This window comes from Citrobacter sp. wls717, from assembly GCF_005280955.1.
GTDB lineage: Bacteria > Pseudomonadota > Gammaproteobacteria > Enterobacterales > Enterobacteriaceae > Citrobacter > Citrobacter werkmanii.
This window is the reverse complement of record NZ_SZWW01000021.1, coordinates 103042-120970: the sequence shown is the minus strand read 5'-3', so window position 1 is coordinate 120970 and position 17929 is coordinate 103042. Positions and strand designations below refer to the sequence as shown.

Below are 17929 nucleotides of genomic sequence, written 5' to 3'. Positions count from 1 at the left end.
GCGGCGTAAACGCCTTATCCGGCCTACAAACAACACCGACCACATTTACTGCAAACGGAAGAACCGCCGACTGGACGCGGGAACAAACAGTAGCAGCAACACCAGCATATCCGGCAACTTTTGCATCACCAGCGTACGCAGGATCTCACGTCTGGACTCTCCCGCAATGCTGAACAGTTCCGGATAACCATAACCCAACGAGGCCGCCCACAGATAAACGCTGGCGATAATCTGGGTCAACAGATAGACCCAACGCGCCCAGTTACGTCCTTTCACCAGCGAAAATGCGCAGTAGATTTCAATAAACAGCAGCGCCAGGCTGCCCAGAAACACCAGCGTCAAATTCCAGGTCTGCACGCTGCGATGAATAAATTCGCTGGTTCCACGCAACCCTAGCGTATTAAAAATCATCAACAGATCGAGACAGCGGATCATGATAATAGCCAGCGCCGCCACCTGCACCAACGCAGGGACGTTTAAGCGAGCATGTGATGTGGATGATTTCTTAAAAAATCCCAACGCGTCGTCTTCCATGAAAACGGCGCAGCCACCACAGCGGCGCCGTATAGACAGGTTGGCAGATTTTAGTTTTTTCAGCCGCGTCTTGCACGTTGGATATCGCGAATCCGTTGTTTTTCTGTTCGCGCCATCAGATACCACGCGATAAATCCGATGATTCCTACCACGCCAAGAATCAGCGTCGCCAGCGCGTTGATCTCCGGATTAACCCCCATACGTACGCTGGAGAACACCAGCATCGGTAATGTTGTGGCGCCAGGACCAGAGACAAAGCTGGCGATAACCAGATCATCAAGCGACAACGTGAAGGCCAGTAACCAGCCGGAGATCACCGCAGGCATAATCATCGGCAGCGTGATAACGAAAAAGACCTTCAGCGGCGTGGCGCCAAGATCCATTGCCGCTTCCTCAATGGAGTGATCCAGTTCGCGCAACCGTGAGGAAATCACCACCGCCACGTACGCCGTACAGAAGGTGACGTGCGCCAGCCAGATGGTCAACATACCGCGATCCGCAGGCCAGCCGATGGCATGCGCCAGCGCCACAAACAGCAGCAGCAGTGATAAACCGGTAATGACATCCGGCATAACCAGCGGTGCGGTAATCATAAAAGCAAACCCATTCGATCCGCGAAAACGGCCAAAACGCACCATTACCACGGCGGCTATAGTGCCGAGGATTGCCGCCATCGTCGCCGCACCCGCGGCAATCGTTAAGCTCATGCCAACGGCGCTTATCATCGCGGTATCGTGGAAAAGTTCACCATACCAACGCGTTGACCACCCCGCCCAGACCGTTACCAGCTTCGAGCTGTTAAACGAATAGATAACCAGCATCAGCATCGGCGCGTACAGGAAGGTAAAGCCCAGCACCAGGATAAAAATACGCCACGGCGAACGCACGACCGGTAAGTTATTCATCCGTGTTCCCCCATGCTTTTTTGCTGATATTTGTGGAACCACATGATTGGCACAATCAGTAACAGCAGCATAATAATGGCAACGGCAGATGCCACCGGCCAGTCGCGGTTATTAAAAAACTCCTGCCACAGCACACGACCAATCATGATGCTATCCGGGCCGCCCAGCAGTTCCGGAATTACAAACTCACCCACAGCCGGGATAAACACCAACATCGATCCGGCGATAATCCCACCTTTGGTCAATGGCACAATCACGCTAAAGAAGGTTTTCAACGGTCGGGCGCCCAAATCCAGCGCCGCCTCTACCAGCGAATAATCAATACGCGTCAGCGCGGTGTAAATCGGCAGCACCATAAAGGGTAAATAGGCATAAACAATCCCGATATAGACCGCCAGATTGGTGTGCAGAATCGTCAATGGTTGATCGATAACGCCCAGCCACATCAGAAAGTTATTCAGTACACCGTTATTTTTCAGGATCCCCATCCAGGCGTACACACGAATCAAAAACGACGTCCAGGACGGCAGGATCACCAGCAACAACAGAATATTGCGTGTCGAGGGTTTACTGTGTGCGACGGCCCACGCCAGCGGATATCCCAACAGCAGACAACAGATCGTCGAAATCCCCGCCACCTGCAAAGATTGCAGGTAGGCATCAAAATAGAGCGGATCGTCCGTTAGTTGCAGGAAGTTGGCTAAGTTGAGCGTGATGGATAGCTGATCGTCAGCCCATGAAACGAGGTCGGTATACGGTGGAATAGCCCGCGCCATTTCAGCCAAACTGATTTTGAAGACGATCAGAAACGGCAGAAGAAACAGGAGCAGCAGCCACACATACGGTAGCGCAATCACCAGCTTGCGCCCGTGGTTCATTTGCAGCCGCGACATAAGCAGCGTGAATCGCCCTGCTTTATCCACGCGCGCCGGAGGTTCAAGTGTACTCATCTTCGCTCCTTAAACCGTCAACACCACACAGCTGTCTGCATCCCAGCACAAACGGACCTCGTCACCCCAGGTTGGTAATCCCTTGCGATAACGATGTTCATTTTGTAGCTGAGCGCTCAGCATCTGGCCGCTTTTCAAACGTACGTGATACACCGACAAATCGCCCAGATAGGCAATGTGCACCACTTCGCCTACCGCGAAGTTATAACCGTCTGGGGGAGGAGCCTCACAGAGCATGATTTTTTCCGGGCGCAGCGCAACATACACTGGGACGTTATCGACAATAGACGCATCTGCATCTACTTTCAGCGGATGCACCAGTCCAGGAGACTCAATAATCAGCCCATCTTCCTGGCGTTCTTTCAGTAGTCCTTCAAAGACGTTAACCGAACCGATAAACTCGGCGCTATAGCGCGTAGTCGGATGCTCGTAGATCTCTTCCGGTTCGCCGATCTGCACAAATTTCCCACGGTTCATGATCGCAATCCGCCCTGCCATCGTCATGGCTTCTTCCTGATCGTGCGTTACCATCACGCAGGTCACGCCGACGCGTTCAAGGATATCCACCACTTCCAGTTGCATCCGGTCACGGAGCTTTTTGTCCAGCGCCCCCATCGGTTCATCCAGCAGCAGCAACTTCGGCCGTTTCGCCAGGCTACGCGCCAGCGCCACACGTTGACGCTGACCGCCGGAAAGCTGATGCGGTTTGCGTTTGGCAAATTCCTGCATGTGCACCAGGCCCAGCATCTCATTCACCCGGCTGGCAATTTCAGCTTTTGGCAGCTTGTCCTGCTTGAGGCCAAAGGCAATGTTCTGCTCTACCGTCATGTGCGGAAACAGGGCATAGGATTGAAACATCATATTGATCGGTCGCAGATAAGGCGGGACGTGCGCTAAATCGACGCCATCAAGCATAATTTGCCCGGTTGTCGGCTGTTCAAATCCCGCTAACATGCGCAGCAGAGTCGATTTGCCACAGCCGGATGCGCCGAGCAGGGCAAATATTTCACCTTTGTAGATAGTAAGATTGACGTCATCGACAGCGTGTTGCCCGTCGAAAGACTTGGTTAGGTTGCGAATTTCAAGCAGCGGGGTCAGCGCCTTGCGGATTTTCGCGTGTGGGCGTGGGGTTGCATCATTCACTCAGGTGCTCTCCGGCATAAAACAAAGAAACGGTGCAAATAACGCACCACGGTGGTGCGTATTGCCGGGTTAGGAGTGTTTAGGATCAACACTGCCCGGCAGGCATAAATCCTGCCGGGTCATGTCCCAAACATCAGGTTATTTTCCGCTTTTTACCTTCGTCCACGCTCGGGTACGGACACGGTCGATCTTCGGATCCTGTACTTTCAGCGTGAACAGCTTGGCGCGCACATCCGCAGGCGGGTAGATACCAGGGTTATCACGAACTTCCTGACTGACGAGAGCCGTCGCTTCTTTGTTGGCATTGGCATAGAACACGTGGTCGGAAATATGCGCAATCACATCAGGACGCAGCAGGTAGTTGAGGAACTGATAGGCTTCTTCTTTGTTTTTGGCATCGGCTGGCATTGCGAACACGTCAAAGAACGCCATCGCCCCCTCTTTAGGAATTGAGAAAGAGATATTGACGCCATTTTTCGCTTCTTTTGCACGGTTCGCCGCCTGCCATACGTCCCCCGCCCAACCAATTGCTACACAGGTATCTCCGTTTGCCAGGTCGTTAATATATTGCGAAGAGTGGAAATAGCGAATATTCGGACGCAGTTTCAACAGCAGGTCGGTCGCCGGTCCGGTGTAATCATCTGCTTTGGTACTGTTTGGATCTTTACCCAAATAGTTCAGTACCGTAGCAAACACCTCTTCAGGCGCATCAAGGAAAGAGACACCGCAACTTTTGAGTTTTTCCAGATTTTCCGGTTTGAGGATCAGATCCCAGCTATCAACCGGCGCATCTGGCCCCAGCACCGCTTTCACTTTGTCCACGTTATAGCCAATGCCGGTTGTTGCCCACATATACGGCATCGCAAACTTGTTGTCCGGATCGTGTTTACCCACCAGCTTCAGCAGCTCAGGATCGAGGTTTTTCCAGCCCGGTAGTTTGCTCTTATCCAGCGGCTGGAAGACGCCGGCGGTCAGTTGACGTTCGAGGAAACTGGCGGAAGGAACAACCAGGTCAAAACCGGTGCTACCCGCCATGAGCTTACCTTCCAGTACTTCATTGGAATCAAATACGTCATAGATAACTTTAATTCCGGTCTCTTTTTCAAAGTTAGCCACCGTATCCGGAGCAATATAATCAGACCAGTTATAAATATGCAGCGTTTTTTGTTCAGCAGCGAGCGTGCCGGCAGAGATGGACATCAGAGCACCCACAACCAGGCCTGATAACCATTTTTTATTTAAGGCGGTCATAATCTCTTTCCTTCTGAAAGTTCGTTAACAAACGAACAAAAATGTCACACTCTAATGATATGCAAGAAACGTGCATATTCTTTCATGCGGTATCAATGAAAAGAGAGTCCTCTCCCGATGCCGCTATCGCGCGCAGATATCCGCTCACTCATTCACCACGTATTGTAGTCACAGCTCAGGTCACACGGGGCAGTTCGAGAATTGACGTCTATATGCTTCGCAAGAATAACTTTAGCCAGGTTTTGTGGATATAGCCCAGATTAAAAAACGTCTTTTATCAATTTTTTATGCAGGAATTGTCTATGACATAAAGCGGAAGGAGCAGAATGGAAGTGAATAATTCTTTAATAAAAGGTTAAACGCAGAATAAAAACAGGCAGTACGCAACCGCTCTGGTAGCGGCTGCGCAAAATGTGTCCAGATTCAGGGAGAATTAATGGAGGAAATGGACTTCAGCATTGCTGTTTTGCGTATCGTCTTCAGCGTTAAATAACAGCTGATGCGCCCCGGCTTCGAGGATCACCATCGATATCTGCTCTTCGCTCTGGCGAACAAAACACTCAAACTGTTCAAACGTTACGCCCGGCGTAACGGATAAAGACTGGCAAACCACCAGCTTTGGCAGATTATCATCCTGCATATCCAGGAATGCTTTTACCGTCAGCGAACTGGCATTAATCGCGGACAAATCGGCGGCCAGTGGCAACAGTGCGGAAGGTCTGACTTCCGCCATTGCAGAAAACAGAATGACGTTATCCACCAAATCAACTTTTGCATCAAAGATGCCGTCAAAGTTCTGCATATGAGGTAAATGCAGCGCCTGACAGGTATCGCATTCAAAAAAACTCATGCCCAGGTCGTCGAGCCATTGACGCAACGTATCCAGAGTGGGAACGACCAGTGATGTCATAATAATGTGCGACCTCTATTGATGAAAAAAATACCGGCACAGCTTACGCAAAAAGAGCGTGTCATACCACGATCGCAATCGATATTGTGTTTAGCCGCCGATTTTAAGACAAAATTCAGGCGTAGCATGGCGCTCGATCCACTGGATCATCTTGCCGGCAATGTCTATCCCGGTGGTTTTCTCGACCCCTTCCAGTCCCGGAGAAGCGTTAACCTCCATGACCAGCGGCCCACGTTCTGCACGCAAAATATCCACACCTGCAACATCCAGCCCCATAGTCTGAGCGGCTTTGAGCGCAATTTTTCTTTCGCGCGGCGTGATATTCGCAATCGTAGCAACCCCGCCGCGATGGAGATTAGAACGAAAATCGCCCTCTTTCGCCCGGCGTTCAATGGCGGCCACCACCTCGTCTCCCACCACGAAACAGCGAATATCCCGCCCTTGCGCTTCTTTGATATATTCCTGAACCAGAATATGAGCATTCAGCCCACGAAACGCATCCACGACGCTTTCCGCGGCTTGCCGCGTTTCCGCCAGCACCACGCCGATCCCCTGTGTACCTTCAACCAGTTTCACCACCAGCGGCGCGCCGCCAACCATATCAATCATGTCGCTGGTATCGTCCGGGGAGTGAGCAATCCCGGTAATGGGTAAATCGATTCCCTGACGCGCCAACAACTGCAGCGAACGCAGCTTATCGCGCGCGCGCGTAATCGCTACCGATTCATTTAACGGATAGCTACCCAACATTTCAAACTGACGCAGCGCCGCCGTACCATAAAAGGTAATCGCTGAACCAATCCGTGGGATCACCGCGTCAAAATGAGGAAGCTGGCGGCCCTTGTAATGAATAGATGACGCCGCCGGGCTGATGTTCATATAGCAAGAAAGCGGATCGATAATTTCAACCAGGTGACCGCGCTGCATCGCCGCTTCACGCAGGCGCTTACAAGAATAGAGCGTTCCGTCCCGGGACAAAATGGCAATTTTCACCCTGCACCTCTCAATGACCTGGTAAAAGCAGGCGTATCATACACTGGGTTGAAATCTTTAGCGCGTGGCCCATCCCTGTTTATGCAAATATTCCAGGATAAAGGGACGACTTTCTTTAATGATGGTTCGACGAATGTGATCGCTCCAGGTGTCACGACGCGTATTACTGCCGCGGGTCAGATAGTACTGCGCAAGCTGTTCGTCATACTGCGACAAAACGTCTGTATCAAGCGGCTGATACTGGTTTTCGTGCACAACCAGCGACGCAGGCAGGCGCGGCTTGATATCCGGGTTATCCGCAGGCCAGCCAAGGCACAAACCAAACAGCGGCAGAACGTGCTGAGGCAACTTCAATAATTCCGTGACCGACTCAATATTGTTACGCAACCCACCTATATACACACCGCCAAGTCCCAGCGATTCTGCCGCCGTCAGCGCATTTTGCGCCATCATCGCCGTATCAACCACGCCCAGCAGCAGTTGTTCTGCCAGCCCCAACTGCGCGTCAGGGCAAATCTGCAAATGACGGTTAAAGTCAGCGCAAAACACCCAGAATTCAGCGGCCTGCGCCACGTGCTTTTGACCGCCAGATAAGGTAGCCAGCGATTCACGCAGGGTTTTATCGGTTATCCGAACAATCGTTGTGCACTGTAAAAAACTGGAGCTTGAAGTGCCCTGAGCGGCGGCAATAATCGCCTCTCGCTGTGCGTCAGAAATAGCTTCTTCGGTGAAATGGCGAATGGAACGGTGGCTGCGGATTAAATCAATGGTTGGCGTCATCTCTTTTTTCTCTGTCTGAACGGGAAGAATCGTCGGGAGCGCGCGACAGGAGCTGCGGCGCCAGCAGTTGAGCAATGCGCCACATCAACATCACCGCGGCGGGGAGCATCAGCAGTACGCCCAGAAATATCATCACAACTAAGGCGAGCGGGCTGTTAAGCGGCGCGGGTAAGGTCAGATAATCGTTAAGCGACAGCAACGCCAGCGATAACAAAACCATCCCCATTATTTCCAGCATCAATACGCTTTTCGGTAATACACCAATGGTGCGCATAAGCGGTCTCCCGGCGAAATGGCTTTTATTATAAAACGTTCCGGCTCGTCGTGTTTAACAGTTATAGCTTGAGGATATCAAAGCAACAGGCCGAACCTGCTTTCCATCCGTCACAAATCGCGGCATCATAATAAGTATTCGCCATCCGGCCTGATAAGTTCGAGGAGAGAGAGATGTTTGCCGTTATTTTTGGTCGTCCAGGGTGCCCGTATTGCGTGCGCGCAAAAGAATTAGCAGAAAAATTAAGCAATGAGCATGACGATTTTAACTTCCGCTACATTGATATTCATGCCGAAGGTATTACGAAAGCCGATCTGGAAAAGACGGTAGGTAAGCCAGTAGAAACCGTTCCGCAGATTTTTGTTGATCAAAAACACATCGGCGGCTGCACGGATTTTGAGGCGTGGGCAAAAGAGAATATGAATCTGTTCGCCTGATAGCTGTTTCTACGCCCTCCGCAGGAGGGCGTGATCAGTTCTTTTTCCGTCGTTGATGCTGATTGAACAAGCTACTGATAAACAAAAAACACAATGCGCCAAGCGCGCACCAAAACACCGCACTGAATAACCACGCCAGTTCTTGCCACAATGAACGCGTCGGCATAAAAACGAACCGCATTAGCAACAGACAGCATGGCGCCGCCAACATTGCACCCAGAAGAGGTCTGAGCACCTCCCGACGGTGGGAGAAAAAGCTTGCTGCAGCACCAGGCAAGATAAAAAACAACAACCCGACCTCAGGATGCCCTGCCGCTCTGAATGCCCCTTTCACGTTTAGCGTTAATGAAAGACACACCACAATAAACAGCACAAAGCAGCAGATCGCCCCCGCCCAACTTTGCTTATGTTTCAATCGTTCCTCCTGACACATTCTCTATCGAACACTCTTTTCGCCCGCAGGCGTCCAGTCAGATAAAGTAACTCGGCATTCCATGCCAAAAACACACCCACACGATTCTTATAGCCGTTGATACGTAATGAGATTAAACTATCCGCATATATTGTTATGCTGCATTAATCGGGGCTGTGTGCGGTGCTGTCGCCCCTTAATTTCTGGCAAAAACATTAGCGTAAATTGCCATTTCTTTCAATAGCTTACTAGTAAACAAGAAGTTAGCCTCAGTGAATATAAACGTCGCAGATTTGTTAAATGGGAATTACATCCTGTTATTATTTGTGGTCCTGGCTCTGGGCCTCTGCCTGGGTAAATTACGCCTGGGTTCAGTCCAACTCGGTAATTCCATTGGCGTTTTAGTGGTGTCCCTATTATTAGGTCAGCAGCACTTTAGTATTAACACCGATGCATTAAATCTCGGCTTTATGCTGTTTATTTTTTGTGTCGGCGTCGAAGCCGGCCCCAACTTTTTTTCGATTTTTTTTCGCGATGGGAAAAATTATCTAATGCTTGCTCTGGTGATGGTCGGTAGCGCAATGCTGATCGCCCTGGGGCTGGGTAAGCTATTTGGCTGGGACATCGGCCTGACGGCGGGTATGCTGGCCGGTTCGATGACCTCCACGCCGGTGCTGGTCGGCGCAGGCGATACCTTGCGCCATTCCGGAATGGCAGGCGCGCAGCTTTCCACCGCCCTCGATAACCTGAGTCTGGGTTACGCCCTCACCTATTTGATTGGACTGGTCAGTCTGATTGTCGGTGCGCGCTACCTGCCGAAACTTCAGCATCAAGACCTGCAAACCAGCGCCCAACAAATTGCGCGTGAACGAGGTCTGGACACTGACGCCAACCGTAAGGTTTATCTGCCAGTGATCCGCGCCTATCGCGTAGGCCCGGAGCTGGTAGCATGGGCTGATGGTAAGAACCTGCGCGAGTTAGGTATTTATCGTCAGACCGGCTGTTACATTGAACGCATCCGCCGCAACGGCATCCTGGCTAACCCGGACGGTGACGCAGTGCTGCAAATGGGCGACGAAATAGCCTTAGTCGGTTATCCAGACGCGCATGCCCGCCTCGATCCCAGTTTCCGTAACGGCAAAGAAGTGTTCGATCGCGATCTGCTCGATATGCGTATCGTCACGGAAGAGATTGTGGTGAAAAACCACAATGCCGTTGGTCGTCGCCTGGCCCAGTTGAAACTGACCGACCACGGCTGTTTCCTCAACCGCGTGATCCGCAGCCAGATCGAAATGCCTATTGATGACAACGTCGTGCTCAATAAAGGTGACGTGTTGCAGGTGAGCGGTGATGCCCGTCGCGTTAAAACGATCGCAGATCGTATCGGCTTCATTTCCATTCACAGTCAGGTGACCGATCTGTTGGCCTTCTGCGCCTTCTTTATCATTGGTCTGATGATTGGGATGATCACCTTCCAGTTCAGCAATTTCAGCTTCGGCATCGGGAATGCAGCGGGATTACTGTTCGCCGGGATTATGCTGGGCTTCCTGCGTGCCAACCATCCTACGTTTGGCTATATCCCGCAGGGCGCGCTGAACATGGTGAAAGAGTTTGGTTTGATGGTATTCATGGCAGGCGTCGGTTTAAGCGCGGGTAGCGGCATTGGCAATGGCCTTGGCGCCGTGGGTGGTCAAATGCTGATTGCCGGTCTGATTGTGAGCCTGGTTCCGGTTGTTATTTGTTTCTTGTTTGGCGCTTACGTATTGCGCATGAACCGCGCCCTGCTGTTTGGCGCCATGATGGGCGCACGTACCTGCGCTCCGGCAATGGAAATCATCAGCGACACGGCCCGCAGCAACATCCCGGCATTAGGCTATGCTGGCACCTACGCCATTGCCAACGTTCTGCTGACGCTGGCGGGGACACTCATAGTCATCGTCTGGCCTGGCCTTGGTTAGCACTGAAAATTACCCTTAAAAGAAAATTTTTTGCAGTTCAGCAGAACTTTTCTTCAAGGTGTCAGTCATAACTATTGCCACTGCTTTTCTTTGATGTCCCCAATTTGTGGAGCCCATCAACCCCGCCGTTTTGGTTCAAGGTTGATGGGTTTTTTGTTGCCTGAAATTTGCTATCCCCCCTTCTCCCCGTAATTCCTCCCCAAATTTGCAGCACGCTGGTTATGGCACATACTTTTAATCGGTGCTTAAAGGTAACGGGAGTTTACTATGTTGCTTACTGGAAAGGTTGCGGTGATCTTCGGCGGCAGCGGTGCTATTGGTAGCGCGGTTGCACAGGCGATGGCACGCGAAGGTGCCCATGTATGCCTGGGCGCGCGCTGTCAGGAAAAACTTGATTGGGCGGCCAGTCGCCTGCGAATGGCGGGGGGTACCGTCGATACGTTTATCACCGATGTGCTCGACGAGCACGACACCTCAACACAAGTTACCCGCCTGGTACAGCAAACCGGTGGAATTGATGTGGTGGTTAACGCGACCGGCTTTATGCATGAACAGGGCAAGCGCATCGACGCATTATCCCTCTCTGAGTTTATGAGCGGTATCACCCCTTTCCTTGCGGCGCAGTTCAATATCGCAAAAGCCGTAACACCGCACATGGGCGGCGATCGAGCAGGCGTCATTCTCACCATCGTTGCGCCCGCCGCCCCGATGGCAATGCCCGGGCATCTCGGCCATATCGTCGGCTGTGCAGGAACAGAAGCGTTTATTAAAGCGCTTGCCAGCGAGACGGGACCAAAAAACATTCGTGTCGTCGGCGTGCGCTCGCATGCGATTGTGGATGCGGTAGCGGCCGGTTCCTATACCGGGGAGATTTTCACCGCGAAAGCACAGTCAATGGGTTTAACCGTCGAACAATGGTTAGGCGGTGCGGCACAAGGCACCATGCTCGGACGCCTGCCTACGCTGGCACAAATCGCTGAGGTTACAACCTTTCTGGCTTCAGACCATGCCGGAGCAATAACCGCCACAGTGGTAAATATTACCGGGGGCGCAACTGTAAGCTAATTTACTCGCTTTTTTACGCCGCGCGCTGCTGCGAGCCTTTTTTTGCACTCGGGCGGGAACACAATGCTATACCGCACATAATAACCAACGCGCTCACCAGATGATATGAATGCAGAGTGACGTGCAAAAACATAACGCTAAATAATCCGCCACTCAGTGGGATCAAGTGTGAATATATCTCTCCGCGGGTTGCGCCAATGGCGCTAATCCCTTTGTTCCATAACAGATATGACAGCCAGGAAGGAAAAATAACAAGGTATGCCAGCCCAGTAATAACGCCTGTATTGGCATAGCTATCCCAGCCCGGCATACCATTGCGCATCAGCTCCACAGCCAGTACCGGAATAAGCACCATCGCACCGAGCAGCGCGCTCACGGCGACAAAGGCATTTCCCTTCACCTCACGCGGTTTAATGCGCAAAAAAGCACAATAAACAGCCCAACTTACCGCCGACCCCATGGTCCAGACATCGCCCTGATTCAGATGTGCAAATACCCGCGCGTGTATCATATCGCCCTGCGACACCAGCCAGGTAACACCAACTGTACTCAGGATCACACCGGCTATATTTCGCGCAGAAATCCGCTCTTTAAAAAAGAACTTATTGATTAACAGAACGAGCGCCGGGGTGGTGGACATATAAATCGCCGCATTGAGCGAGGTTGTATATTGCAGGCCGATATACAGCGTTAAGGGAAAAAGAACCTGACCACAAAGCGCGAGGAAGACGATAGTACCAAAGGATTTTTTCATCACCGGCCATTGATCTGCGACCTGACGAAAATAGAGCGCCATCAATAATAACGCGGTAAATATCCAGCGTGCCGCTGATAAAACAATGGGATCAACTTCAGCGACCAATAGATGACCAATCACATAATTTCCACCCCAAAAACAGGCAGCCAGACTGAGTAAAAGATAGGGCATATATGCGCCTTATTGTCAGTTGTACGGTATGACCACAAGGCTACGGCGGCGTGAAAATGAATGCTAATATAACGTTTTTATCCATGTGCATAGATTAAAACTATGAAATTTACGCTAAGGCAACTTGAGTTTTACATCGCACTTGCAGAAACATTACAAATTTCCAAAGCTGCTGCGCGCTGTCATATTTCTCAGTCATCAATGACTATTGCCATGCGGAATCTGGAAAAAGCATTAGACGTGCAGCTATTTGTACGTTACCCCAAAGGGGTGAAGCTCACCGCCGAGGGCGAGCGCTTTCTGGCACATGCCTGCAACATCATCAACAGTAGCCACTCGGCTGTTGACGACCTGCATGACAGGAGTGAAATTCTTACCGGCACGGTGCGCATAGGCATTGCCGAAACGCTCTCTGCTTATCTTATCCCGGATATACTCAACGATATTGAACGACGTTTTCCTTTGCTGGAGATCGTGTTTTATGAAGCTACAGCACCGGAACTGGTACAAGCGCTCCGGGAACACAAGGTCGATTTTTGTCTGCTTCTGACCTCAAACATCAGCCATGATAACGACCTGGAGATCGAAACATTTATTCGTTCACAGCGCCGCCTGTGGACGTCTATTGGGCATCCGCTACAGAGCAAATCTTCGATCCGTTTAAAAGACGTCGAGAAGCTTCCATTTTTACTGCTGGAAACCGATAAGTACCCTGACGTAATCATCAATTACTGGCAGCAGCGTGGTTATACGCCCAATATCAGTTTTCGCAGCAACTCTTTTGAAGCCATAAGAAGCCTGGTTGCAAAAGGCAGAGGCATAACCATTTTATCCGACCTGGTGTATCGCCCGTGGTCACTGGATGGTCTGCGCGTTATGCACAGAACGATTGATGATTTTATTACTTATATGGATGTCGGGACGGTAAAAATAGCCGCCCGACCATTGACGCCAGCGGCGATGAAAGTCATCGATTTTTTACGTCAGGCCGTTACCCGCCTCGACAAACCATTTTGATAATTTTATCTCTGCGGCAATCCGGCAATACGCTCCACCATCACCAGAATATCTTCCCGCGACAGCGGTTTTTTGTCGGTGACAAAATGCAGCGTCATTCCTTCGAGAAACGCATCCAGCGCCCGCGCAGTTACCGGTTCAAACCATTGTTCCAGCGTTTGTTGACTGCGTAACATCCAGTTTTGCATCACCATTTTCAACGTCGGTTTGCGACTGGCGAAAGCATACAGCTGGTACATAAGTTCCATATTATCGGGCGTCGTAACCTGGGAGCTGTAAATCATCTCGGTAATGGCATGGCAGGCTGCCTGCGCATCCGCAACGTCGGCAAAAAAAGCCTGATACTGCTGAGACATTGTGTCAGTAAAGCGCCCGAACGCCTCCATTAAAAGCTCATCTATTCCTGAGAAATAATAGGTCATTGAACCCAGCGGCACCCCGGCAATCATGGCGATTTTTCGGTGCGTAACCCCATGGACACCGTAGGCGATTACCGCCGCCAGGGTGGCCTGAACTATCTTTTCCCGCCGTAGCGGATCGTTCGCGCGTCGCACTGCATTTCCTCTCCTTGCATTTGTGTACAAATGTACACAGTCTTGCTAATGTTGTCTTCTTCCCTCTTTTCTTTGGCTCGAATTCATGACTGGCATCTCATCACGCAAAGCCTTAAGACGTCGCACCTGGGCGCTTTTCACGTTTTTCTTTTTACCCGGATTACTAATGGCTTCCTGGGCAACGCGTACTCCTGCCATCCGAGATATCCTCTCCATCTCCACCGCCGAAATGGGCGCGGTATTGTTTGGACTCTCAATTGGTTCGATGAGTGGCATTCTTTGTTCGGCCTGGCTGGTGAAACGATTTGGCACGCGTAAAGTGATCCGCACCACCATGTCCTGTGCAGTCCTCGGGATGGCTATCCTCAGCGCAGCGCTCTGGTTGCATTCCGCATGGCTTTTCGCGTTTGGCCTGGGCGTGTTTGGCGCCAGCTTTGGCGCGGCGGAAGTCGCCATCAACGTCGAAGGCGCGGCAGTTGAGCGCGAAATGAACAAAACCGTGCTGCCGATGATGCATGGTTTTTACAGTCTGGGAACGCTGGCGGGAGCCGGGGTCGGGATGATGCTTACCGCCTTCAGCGTTCCAGCGACTTTACATATTTTACTGGCGGCAATGGTGGCAATCACGCCTATCTTTATCGCCATCAAGGCCATTCCAGACGGCACAGGCAAGAATGCCTCTGACGGCGCTCACTCCAGCGAAAAAGGCGTGCCTTTTTATCGCGACATTCAGTTGCTGCTGATTGGCGTCGTAGTGCTGGCAATGGCGTTTGCTGAAGGTTCGGCCAACGACTGGCTGCCGCTGCTAATGGTAGATGGCCACGGGTTTAGCCCGACATCAGGCTCGCTGATTTATGCTGGTTTTACGCTGGGTATGACCGTGGGTCGATTCACCGGCGGCTGGTTCATCGACCGCTACAGCCGCGTCGCGGTAGTGCGTGCCAGCGCGCTGATGGGTGCGCTTGGCATCAGTCTGATTATTTTTGTCGATAGCACATGGGTAGCAGGTGTTTCCGTTATTCTCTGGGGGCTTGGCGCATCACTCGGCTTCCCGCTGACCATTTCAGCCGCCAGCGACACCGGTCCCGATGCGCCAACCCGCGTCAGCGTTGTGGCGACCACCGGCTACCTGGCGTTCCTGGTAGGGCCGCCGCTGCTCGGCTATCTGGGTGAACACTACGGCCTGCGCAGCGCTATGCTGGTGGTGCTGGCGCTGGTGCTTATCGCCGCCATCGTCGCGAAAGCGGTGGCGAAACCGGATCTCAAAAATACCCCTGTGATGGAGAACAGCTAATGAGCATCAAATTAATTGCAGTCGACATGGACGGCACTTTTTTAAGCGACCAAAAAACCTATAACCGTGAGCGGTTTATGGCGCAATACCATCAGATGAAAAAACAAGGCATCCGTTTTGTCGTCGCCAGCGGCAACCAGTATTACCAGCTCATCTCCTTTTTCCCTGAACTGGCCAATGAAATCTCATTTGTCGCTGAAAACGGCGGTTGGGTAGTCAGTGAAGGGAAAGATATTTTTAACGGTGAACTGGCAAAAGACGATTTCAAGGCCATCGTGGATCATCTGTTGACCCGTACGGACATCGACATTATCGCCTGCGGTAAAAACAGCGCCTATACGCTCAAAAAATACAGCGATGAGCATAAATCCGTTTCCGCCATGTACTATCATCGTCTTGAGTTTGTAGATAATTTTGACAATCTCAACGACGTTTTTTTCAAATTCGGGCTGAATATTTCAGACGACCGTATCCCGCAGGTGCAGGCCGATCTCCATGAGGCAATTGGCGATATCATGGTACCGGTGCATACCGGCTACGGCAGCATCGATTTAATTATTCCAGGTGTGCATAAGGCAAACGGTCTGCGCCTGCTGCAACAACGCTGGAATATTAGCGACGACGAGGTTGTTGTGTTTGGCGATGGCGGAAATGATATTGAGATGCTGCGTCAGGCGGGATTTAGTTTCGCAATGGCCAACGCTCACGAACCGGTTGTCCAGGCGGCAAAATATCGCGCGGGATCGAACAATGAAGAGGGTGTGCTGGATGTTATCGACCGCGTATTAAAAAACGAAGCGCCGTTTACGCATTAACGCCTCAGCACAGACGGCAACAAAATGATGATATGATCTATTCATAATCCGCCTCAAATTAACTCCACTGGATTATTACCTCCGGTGATTACTTCAGGCGAGCGGATCATGAAGAAAAGTGTACTGATGGCGACATTGTTGCTGGGCTTTACCGGAACAGCATTTGCGCAAAGCGTTACCGTGGATGTACCAAGCGGTTATAAAGTGGTGGTCGTGCCCTCTTCCGTCAGCGTTCCGCAGGCGGTCAGCGTGACGACCGCGCCGCAAACGGTGTATGTTGCGCCGGCACCTGCCCCGGCCCCGGTCTATCGCGCGCATCCTTATGCGCGACATGTTGCCAGCGTAGGTGAAGGGATGATCATCGAACATCAGATTGACGATCACCACTAAGTTTTGCGAAGCCCGGGCAACCGGGCTTCAGCCTTCCCGGGAATTCCCTACCCGTTTATCTTTCAGAAAGATAACCATCAATATCAGCCACAGTACGCCGCTTGCCAGATTAAACAGGCTGAACAAGCCGTTTCCTCCCAGCAGATAAGCATGTTTGCTCAACTCAATACCGACGGTAAAAATCAGCATCTGCAACATGCCCATGGCGGCAGAAACCGTACCCTTACTCATTTCACTGGCAAACAACGTCAGGCGGACCAACCCCGCATTCGCCACGCCAATGCCAAACGCATAGATACTCAAACCCGCCGTCATCCACAAATACGCATGGGATGACACCACCGTGGCCGCCGCGGCAATCACCAGCCCGACGGCGATAGGCCAGCCGCCCATGATAATCAGCGAACGCACGGTCTTGCGCGAAGTCAGACGCGCCAGCACCAGATTACCAGCAATCAGCGCCCCAAAAATCGGCACCTGCAACAGGCCATATTCGTAACTGCTGAGGTGTTCTCCGCTGATGATAATAATCGGCGACTGGGCAATCCACGCCAGTAACGGCAGGCTGACAAAACCCAACGCCAGCGCGCCGGCAACAAAACGCCCATTTTTTAGCACTAGCTTATAATCTTTACCCAGATCTTTAATGGACAGTTTTTCACCAAGCCGGGTCGCCGTTTCCGGCATCGCGCGTTGCAGGCCAAAAAAGGAGATAGCTGCGAGGGCGGCAAACAGGATAAACATCCCTTCCCACGGCAGAACATGCACCCAGGCCGCGCCAACTAACGGTCCCAGCAGCGGCGCAATCAGCGCCACGTTTGCCATCAGCGCGGTAATTTTAATGCATACCGCTTCCTCAAAAGATTCCTGAATTGCGGCGTAACCCACCGCGCCAATAAAGCACAGGCTTATCCCCTGCAAGAAACGCAGAAAGGTAAATTGCTCAATATTCTGTGCCAGCAGAGTCGCAAGGCAGGTCACAATGAACCACAGCACACCGGTTAACATCACCGGGCGACGACCAATACGATCCGACAGCGGTCCTAACAGCCACTGTAAAAACATGCCACCCGCCAGATAGGCAGTCATGGAAGTGGGTACCCAGTCTAATCCGGCCTGATATTGCTCCACCACCGCCAACATTCCAGGTTGGATCATATCGTTACCGATATAAGTAGAGAATTCGTAAAGCACCAGACAGAGAGGAAAAAGTAATGCCTGACGCCCCAACCGGGCGCCTGAAGATAAACGGTTTTGCATGCAGTCTCTTAGCAAAGGAAAAAACGCGCAAAGTGTAATAAATGCGCCGTACCGGTGAT

The 17929-nt window shown here is 51.6% G+C and carries 20 protein-coding genes; 7 read left to right on the top strand and 13 right to left on the bottom strand.

Going from position 1 to position 17929, the window contains the following annotated elements:
- Positions 1 to 45 precede the first annotated feature (45 nt).
- From FDX09_RS14225 to FDX09_RS14185, 9 genes are all read right to left on the bottom strand, one after another.
- Positions 46 to 534 carry a YbjO family protein gene (locus FDX09_RS14225; protein ID WP_038639250.1) on the bottom strand — a complete coding sequence of 163 codons (489 nt, stop codon included), beginning with the start codon at positions 532 to 534 and terminating at the stop codon, positions 46 to 48.
- Between the two features lie 59 nt (positions 535 to 593).
- Complete coding sequence (gene potI / locus FDX09_RS14220; RefSeq protein WP_038639247.1) at positions 594 to 1439, bottom strand: putrescine ABC transporter permease PotI; 846 nt, start codon at positions 1437 to 1439, stop codon at positions 594 to 596.
- Positions 1436 to 2389 carry a putrescine ABC transporter permease PotH gene (gene potH / locus FDX09_RS14215; protein ID WP_069323239.1) on the bottom strand — a complete coding sequence of 318 codons (954 nt, stop codon included), beginning with the start codon at positions 2387 to 2389 and terminating at the stop codon, positions 1436 to 1438. The genes potI and potH overlap by 4 nt, the downstream gene beginning before the upstream one ends.
- Before the next feature lie 9 nt (positions 2390 to 2398).
- Entirely contained in the window at positions 2399 to 3532 is a 1134-nt protein-coding gene (potG, locus tag FDX09_RS14210; RefSeq protein WP_069323238.1) for a putrescine ABC transporter ATP-binding subunit PotG, read from the bottom strand.
- A gap of 138 nt (positions 3533 to 3670) precedes the next feature.
- On the bottom strand, positions 3671 to 4783 hold the full coding sequence (potF, locus tag FDX09_RS14205) for a spermidine/putrescine ABC transporter substrate-binding protein PotF (RefSeq protein WP_038639239.1): 1113 nt from the start codon (positions 4781 to 4783) through the stop codon (positions 3671 to 3673).
- A gap of 433 nt (positions 4784 to 5216) precedes the next feature.
- Positions 5217 to 5693 carry a YbjN domain-containing protein gene (locus tag FDX09_RS14200; RefSeq protein ID WP_038639236.1) on the bottom strand — a complete coding sequence of 159 codons (477 nt, stop codon included), beginning with the start codon at positions 5691 to 5693 and terminating at the stop codon, positions 5217 to 5219.
- 90 nt (positions 5694 to 5783) lie between these two features.
- Positions 5784 to 6686 carry a 30S ribosomal protein S6--L-glutamate ligase gene (gene rimK, locus FDX09_RS14195; protein ID WP_038639233.1) on the bottom strand — a complete coding sequence of 301 codons (903 nt, stop codon included), beginning with the start codon at positions 6684 to 6686 and terminating at the stop codon, positions 5784 to 5786.
- Between the two features lie 57 nt (positions 6687 to 6743).
- Positions 6744 to 7466 carry a nitroreductase NfsA gene (gene nfsA, locus FDX09_RS14190; RefSeq protein ID WP_087857572.1) on the bottom strand — a complete coding sequence of 241 codons (723 nt, stop codon included), beginning with the start codon at positions 7464 to 7466 and terminating at the stop codon, positions 6744 to 6746.
- Positions 7450 to 7740 (bottom strand): YbjC family protein, encoded by a 291-nt coding sequence (locus FDX09_RS14185; RefSeq protein ID WP_085049182.1) that lies wholly within the window; start codon positions 7738 to 7740, stop codon positions 7450 to 7452. Before FDX09_RS14185 ends, nfsA begins: the two co-directional genes overlap by 17 nt.
- Positions 7741 to 7913: 173 nt before the next feature.
- Here FDX09_RS14185 and FDX09_RS14180 point away from each other — a divergent pair, with 173 nt between their 5' ends.
- On the top strand, positions 7914 to 8177 hold the full coding sequence (locus FDX09_RS14180; protein WP_016152408.1) for a GrxA family glutaredoxin: 264 nt from the start codon (positions 7914 to 7916) through the stop codon (positions 8175 to 8177).
- A 34-nt stretch (positions 8178 to 8211) separates the two neighbouring features.
- Here FDX09_RS14180 and FDX09_RS14175 read toward each other — a convergent pair whose 3' ends face one another.
- On the bottom strand, positions 8212 to 8592 hold the full coding sequence (locus tag FDX09_RS14175) for an inner membrane protein YbjM (RefSeq protein WP_061388467.1): 381 nt from the start codon (positions 8590 to 8592) through the stop codon (positions 8212 to 8214).
- 269 nt (positions 8593 to 8861) lie between these two features.
- Here FDX09_RS14175 and FDX09_RS14170 point away from each other — a divergent pair, with 269 nt between their 5' ends.
- The gene (locus FDX09_RS14170; RefSeq protein WP_038639225.1) at positions 8862 to 10547 is read left to right on the top strand and encodes an aspartate:alanine antiporter; all 1686 of its coding nucleotides are present in this window, start codon (positions 8862 to 8864) and stop codon (positions 10545 to 10547) included.
- A gap of 267 nt (positions 10548 to 10814) precedes the next feature.
- Positions 10815 to 11612, top strand: coding sequence for an SDR family oxidoreductase (locus FDX09_RS14165; RefSeq protein ID WP_137347402.1), 798 nt, complete (start codon positions 10815 to 10817; stop codon positions 11610 to 11612).
- A gap of 13 nt (positions 11613 to 11625) precedes the next feature.
- On the opposite strand, the gene FDX09_RS14160 is transcribed toward FDX09_RS14165, so the two are convergent.
- Positions 11626 to 12540 (bottom strand): DMT family transporter, encoded by a 915-nt coding sequence (locus FDX09_RS14160; protein WP_137347401.1) that lies wholly within the window; start codon positions 12538 to 12540, stop codon positions 11626 to 11628.
- Between the two features lie 102 nt (positions 12541 to 12642).
- Here FDX09_RS14160 and FDX09_RS14155 point away from each other — a divergent pair, with 102 nt between their 5' ends.
- Positions 12643 to 13557 carry a LysR family transcriptional regulator gene (locus FDX09_RS14155; protein WP_137347400.1) on the top strand — a complete coding sequence of 305 codons (915 nt, stop codon included), beginning with the start codon at positions 12643 to 12645 and terminating at the stop codon, positions 13555 to 13557.
- A 5-nt stretch (positions 13558 to 13562) separates the two neighbouring features.
- Here FDX09_RS14155 and FDX09_RS14150 read toward each other — a convergent pair whose 3' ends face one another.
- Positions 13563 to 14111 carry a TetR/AcrR family transcriptional regulator gene (locus tag FDX09_RS14150; protein WP_121528821.1) on the bottom strand — a complete coding sequence of 183 codons (549 nt, stop codon included), beginning with the start codon at positions 14109 to 14111 and terminating at the stop codon, positions 13563 to 13565.
- A gap of 85 nt (positions 14112 to 14196) precedes the next feature.
- Between FDX09_RS14150 and FDX09_RS14145 the strand changes: the two genes are divergently transcribed.
- From FDX09_RS14145 to FDX09_RS14135, 3 genes are all read left to right on the top strand, one after another.
- Positions 14197 to 15405: an MFS transporter gene (locus FDX09_RS14145; protein WP_085049177.1), complete on the top strand. Its 1209-nt coding sequence runs from the start codon at positions 14197 to 14199 to the stop codon at positions 15403 to 15405.
- Positions 15405 to 16220, top strand: coding sequence for a Cof-type HAD-IIB family hydrolase (locus FDX09_RS14140; protein WP_087857578.1), 816 nt, complete (start codon positions 15405 to 15407; stop codon positions 16218 to 16220). Before FDX09_RS14145 ends, FDX09_RS14140 begins: the two co-directional genes overlap by 1 nt.
- Positions 16221 to 16328: 108 nt before the next feature.
- A complete protein-coding gene (locus FDX09_RS14135) occupies positions 16329 to 16610 on the top strand; it encodes a hypothetical protein (protein WP_038639207.1) in 282 nt (93 codons plus the stop codon).
- A gap of 27 nt (positions 16611 to 16637) precedes the next feature.
- Here FDX09_RS14135 and FDX09_RS14130 read toward each other — a convergent pair whose 3' ends face one another.
- Positions 16638 to 17870 (bottom strand): MFS transporter, encoded by a 1233-nt coding sequence (locus FDX09_RS14130; RefSeq protein WP_038639204.1) that lies wholly within the window; start codon positions 17868 to 17870, stop codon positions 16638 to 16640.
- Positions 17871 to 17929: the final 59 nt, after the last annotated feature.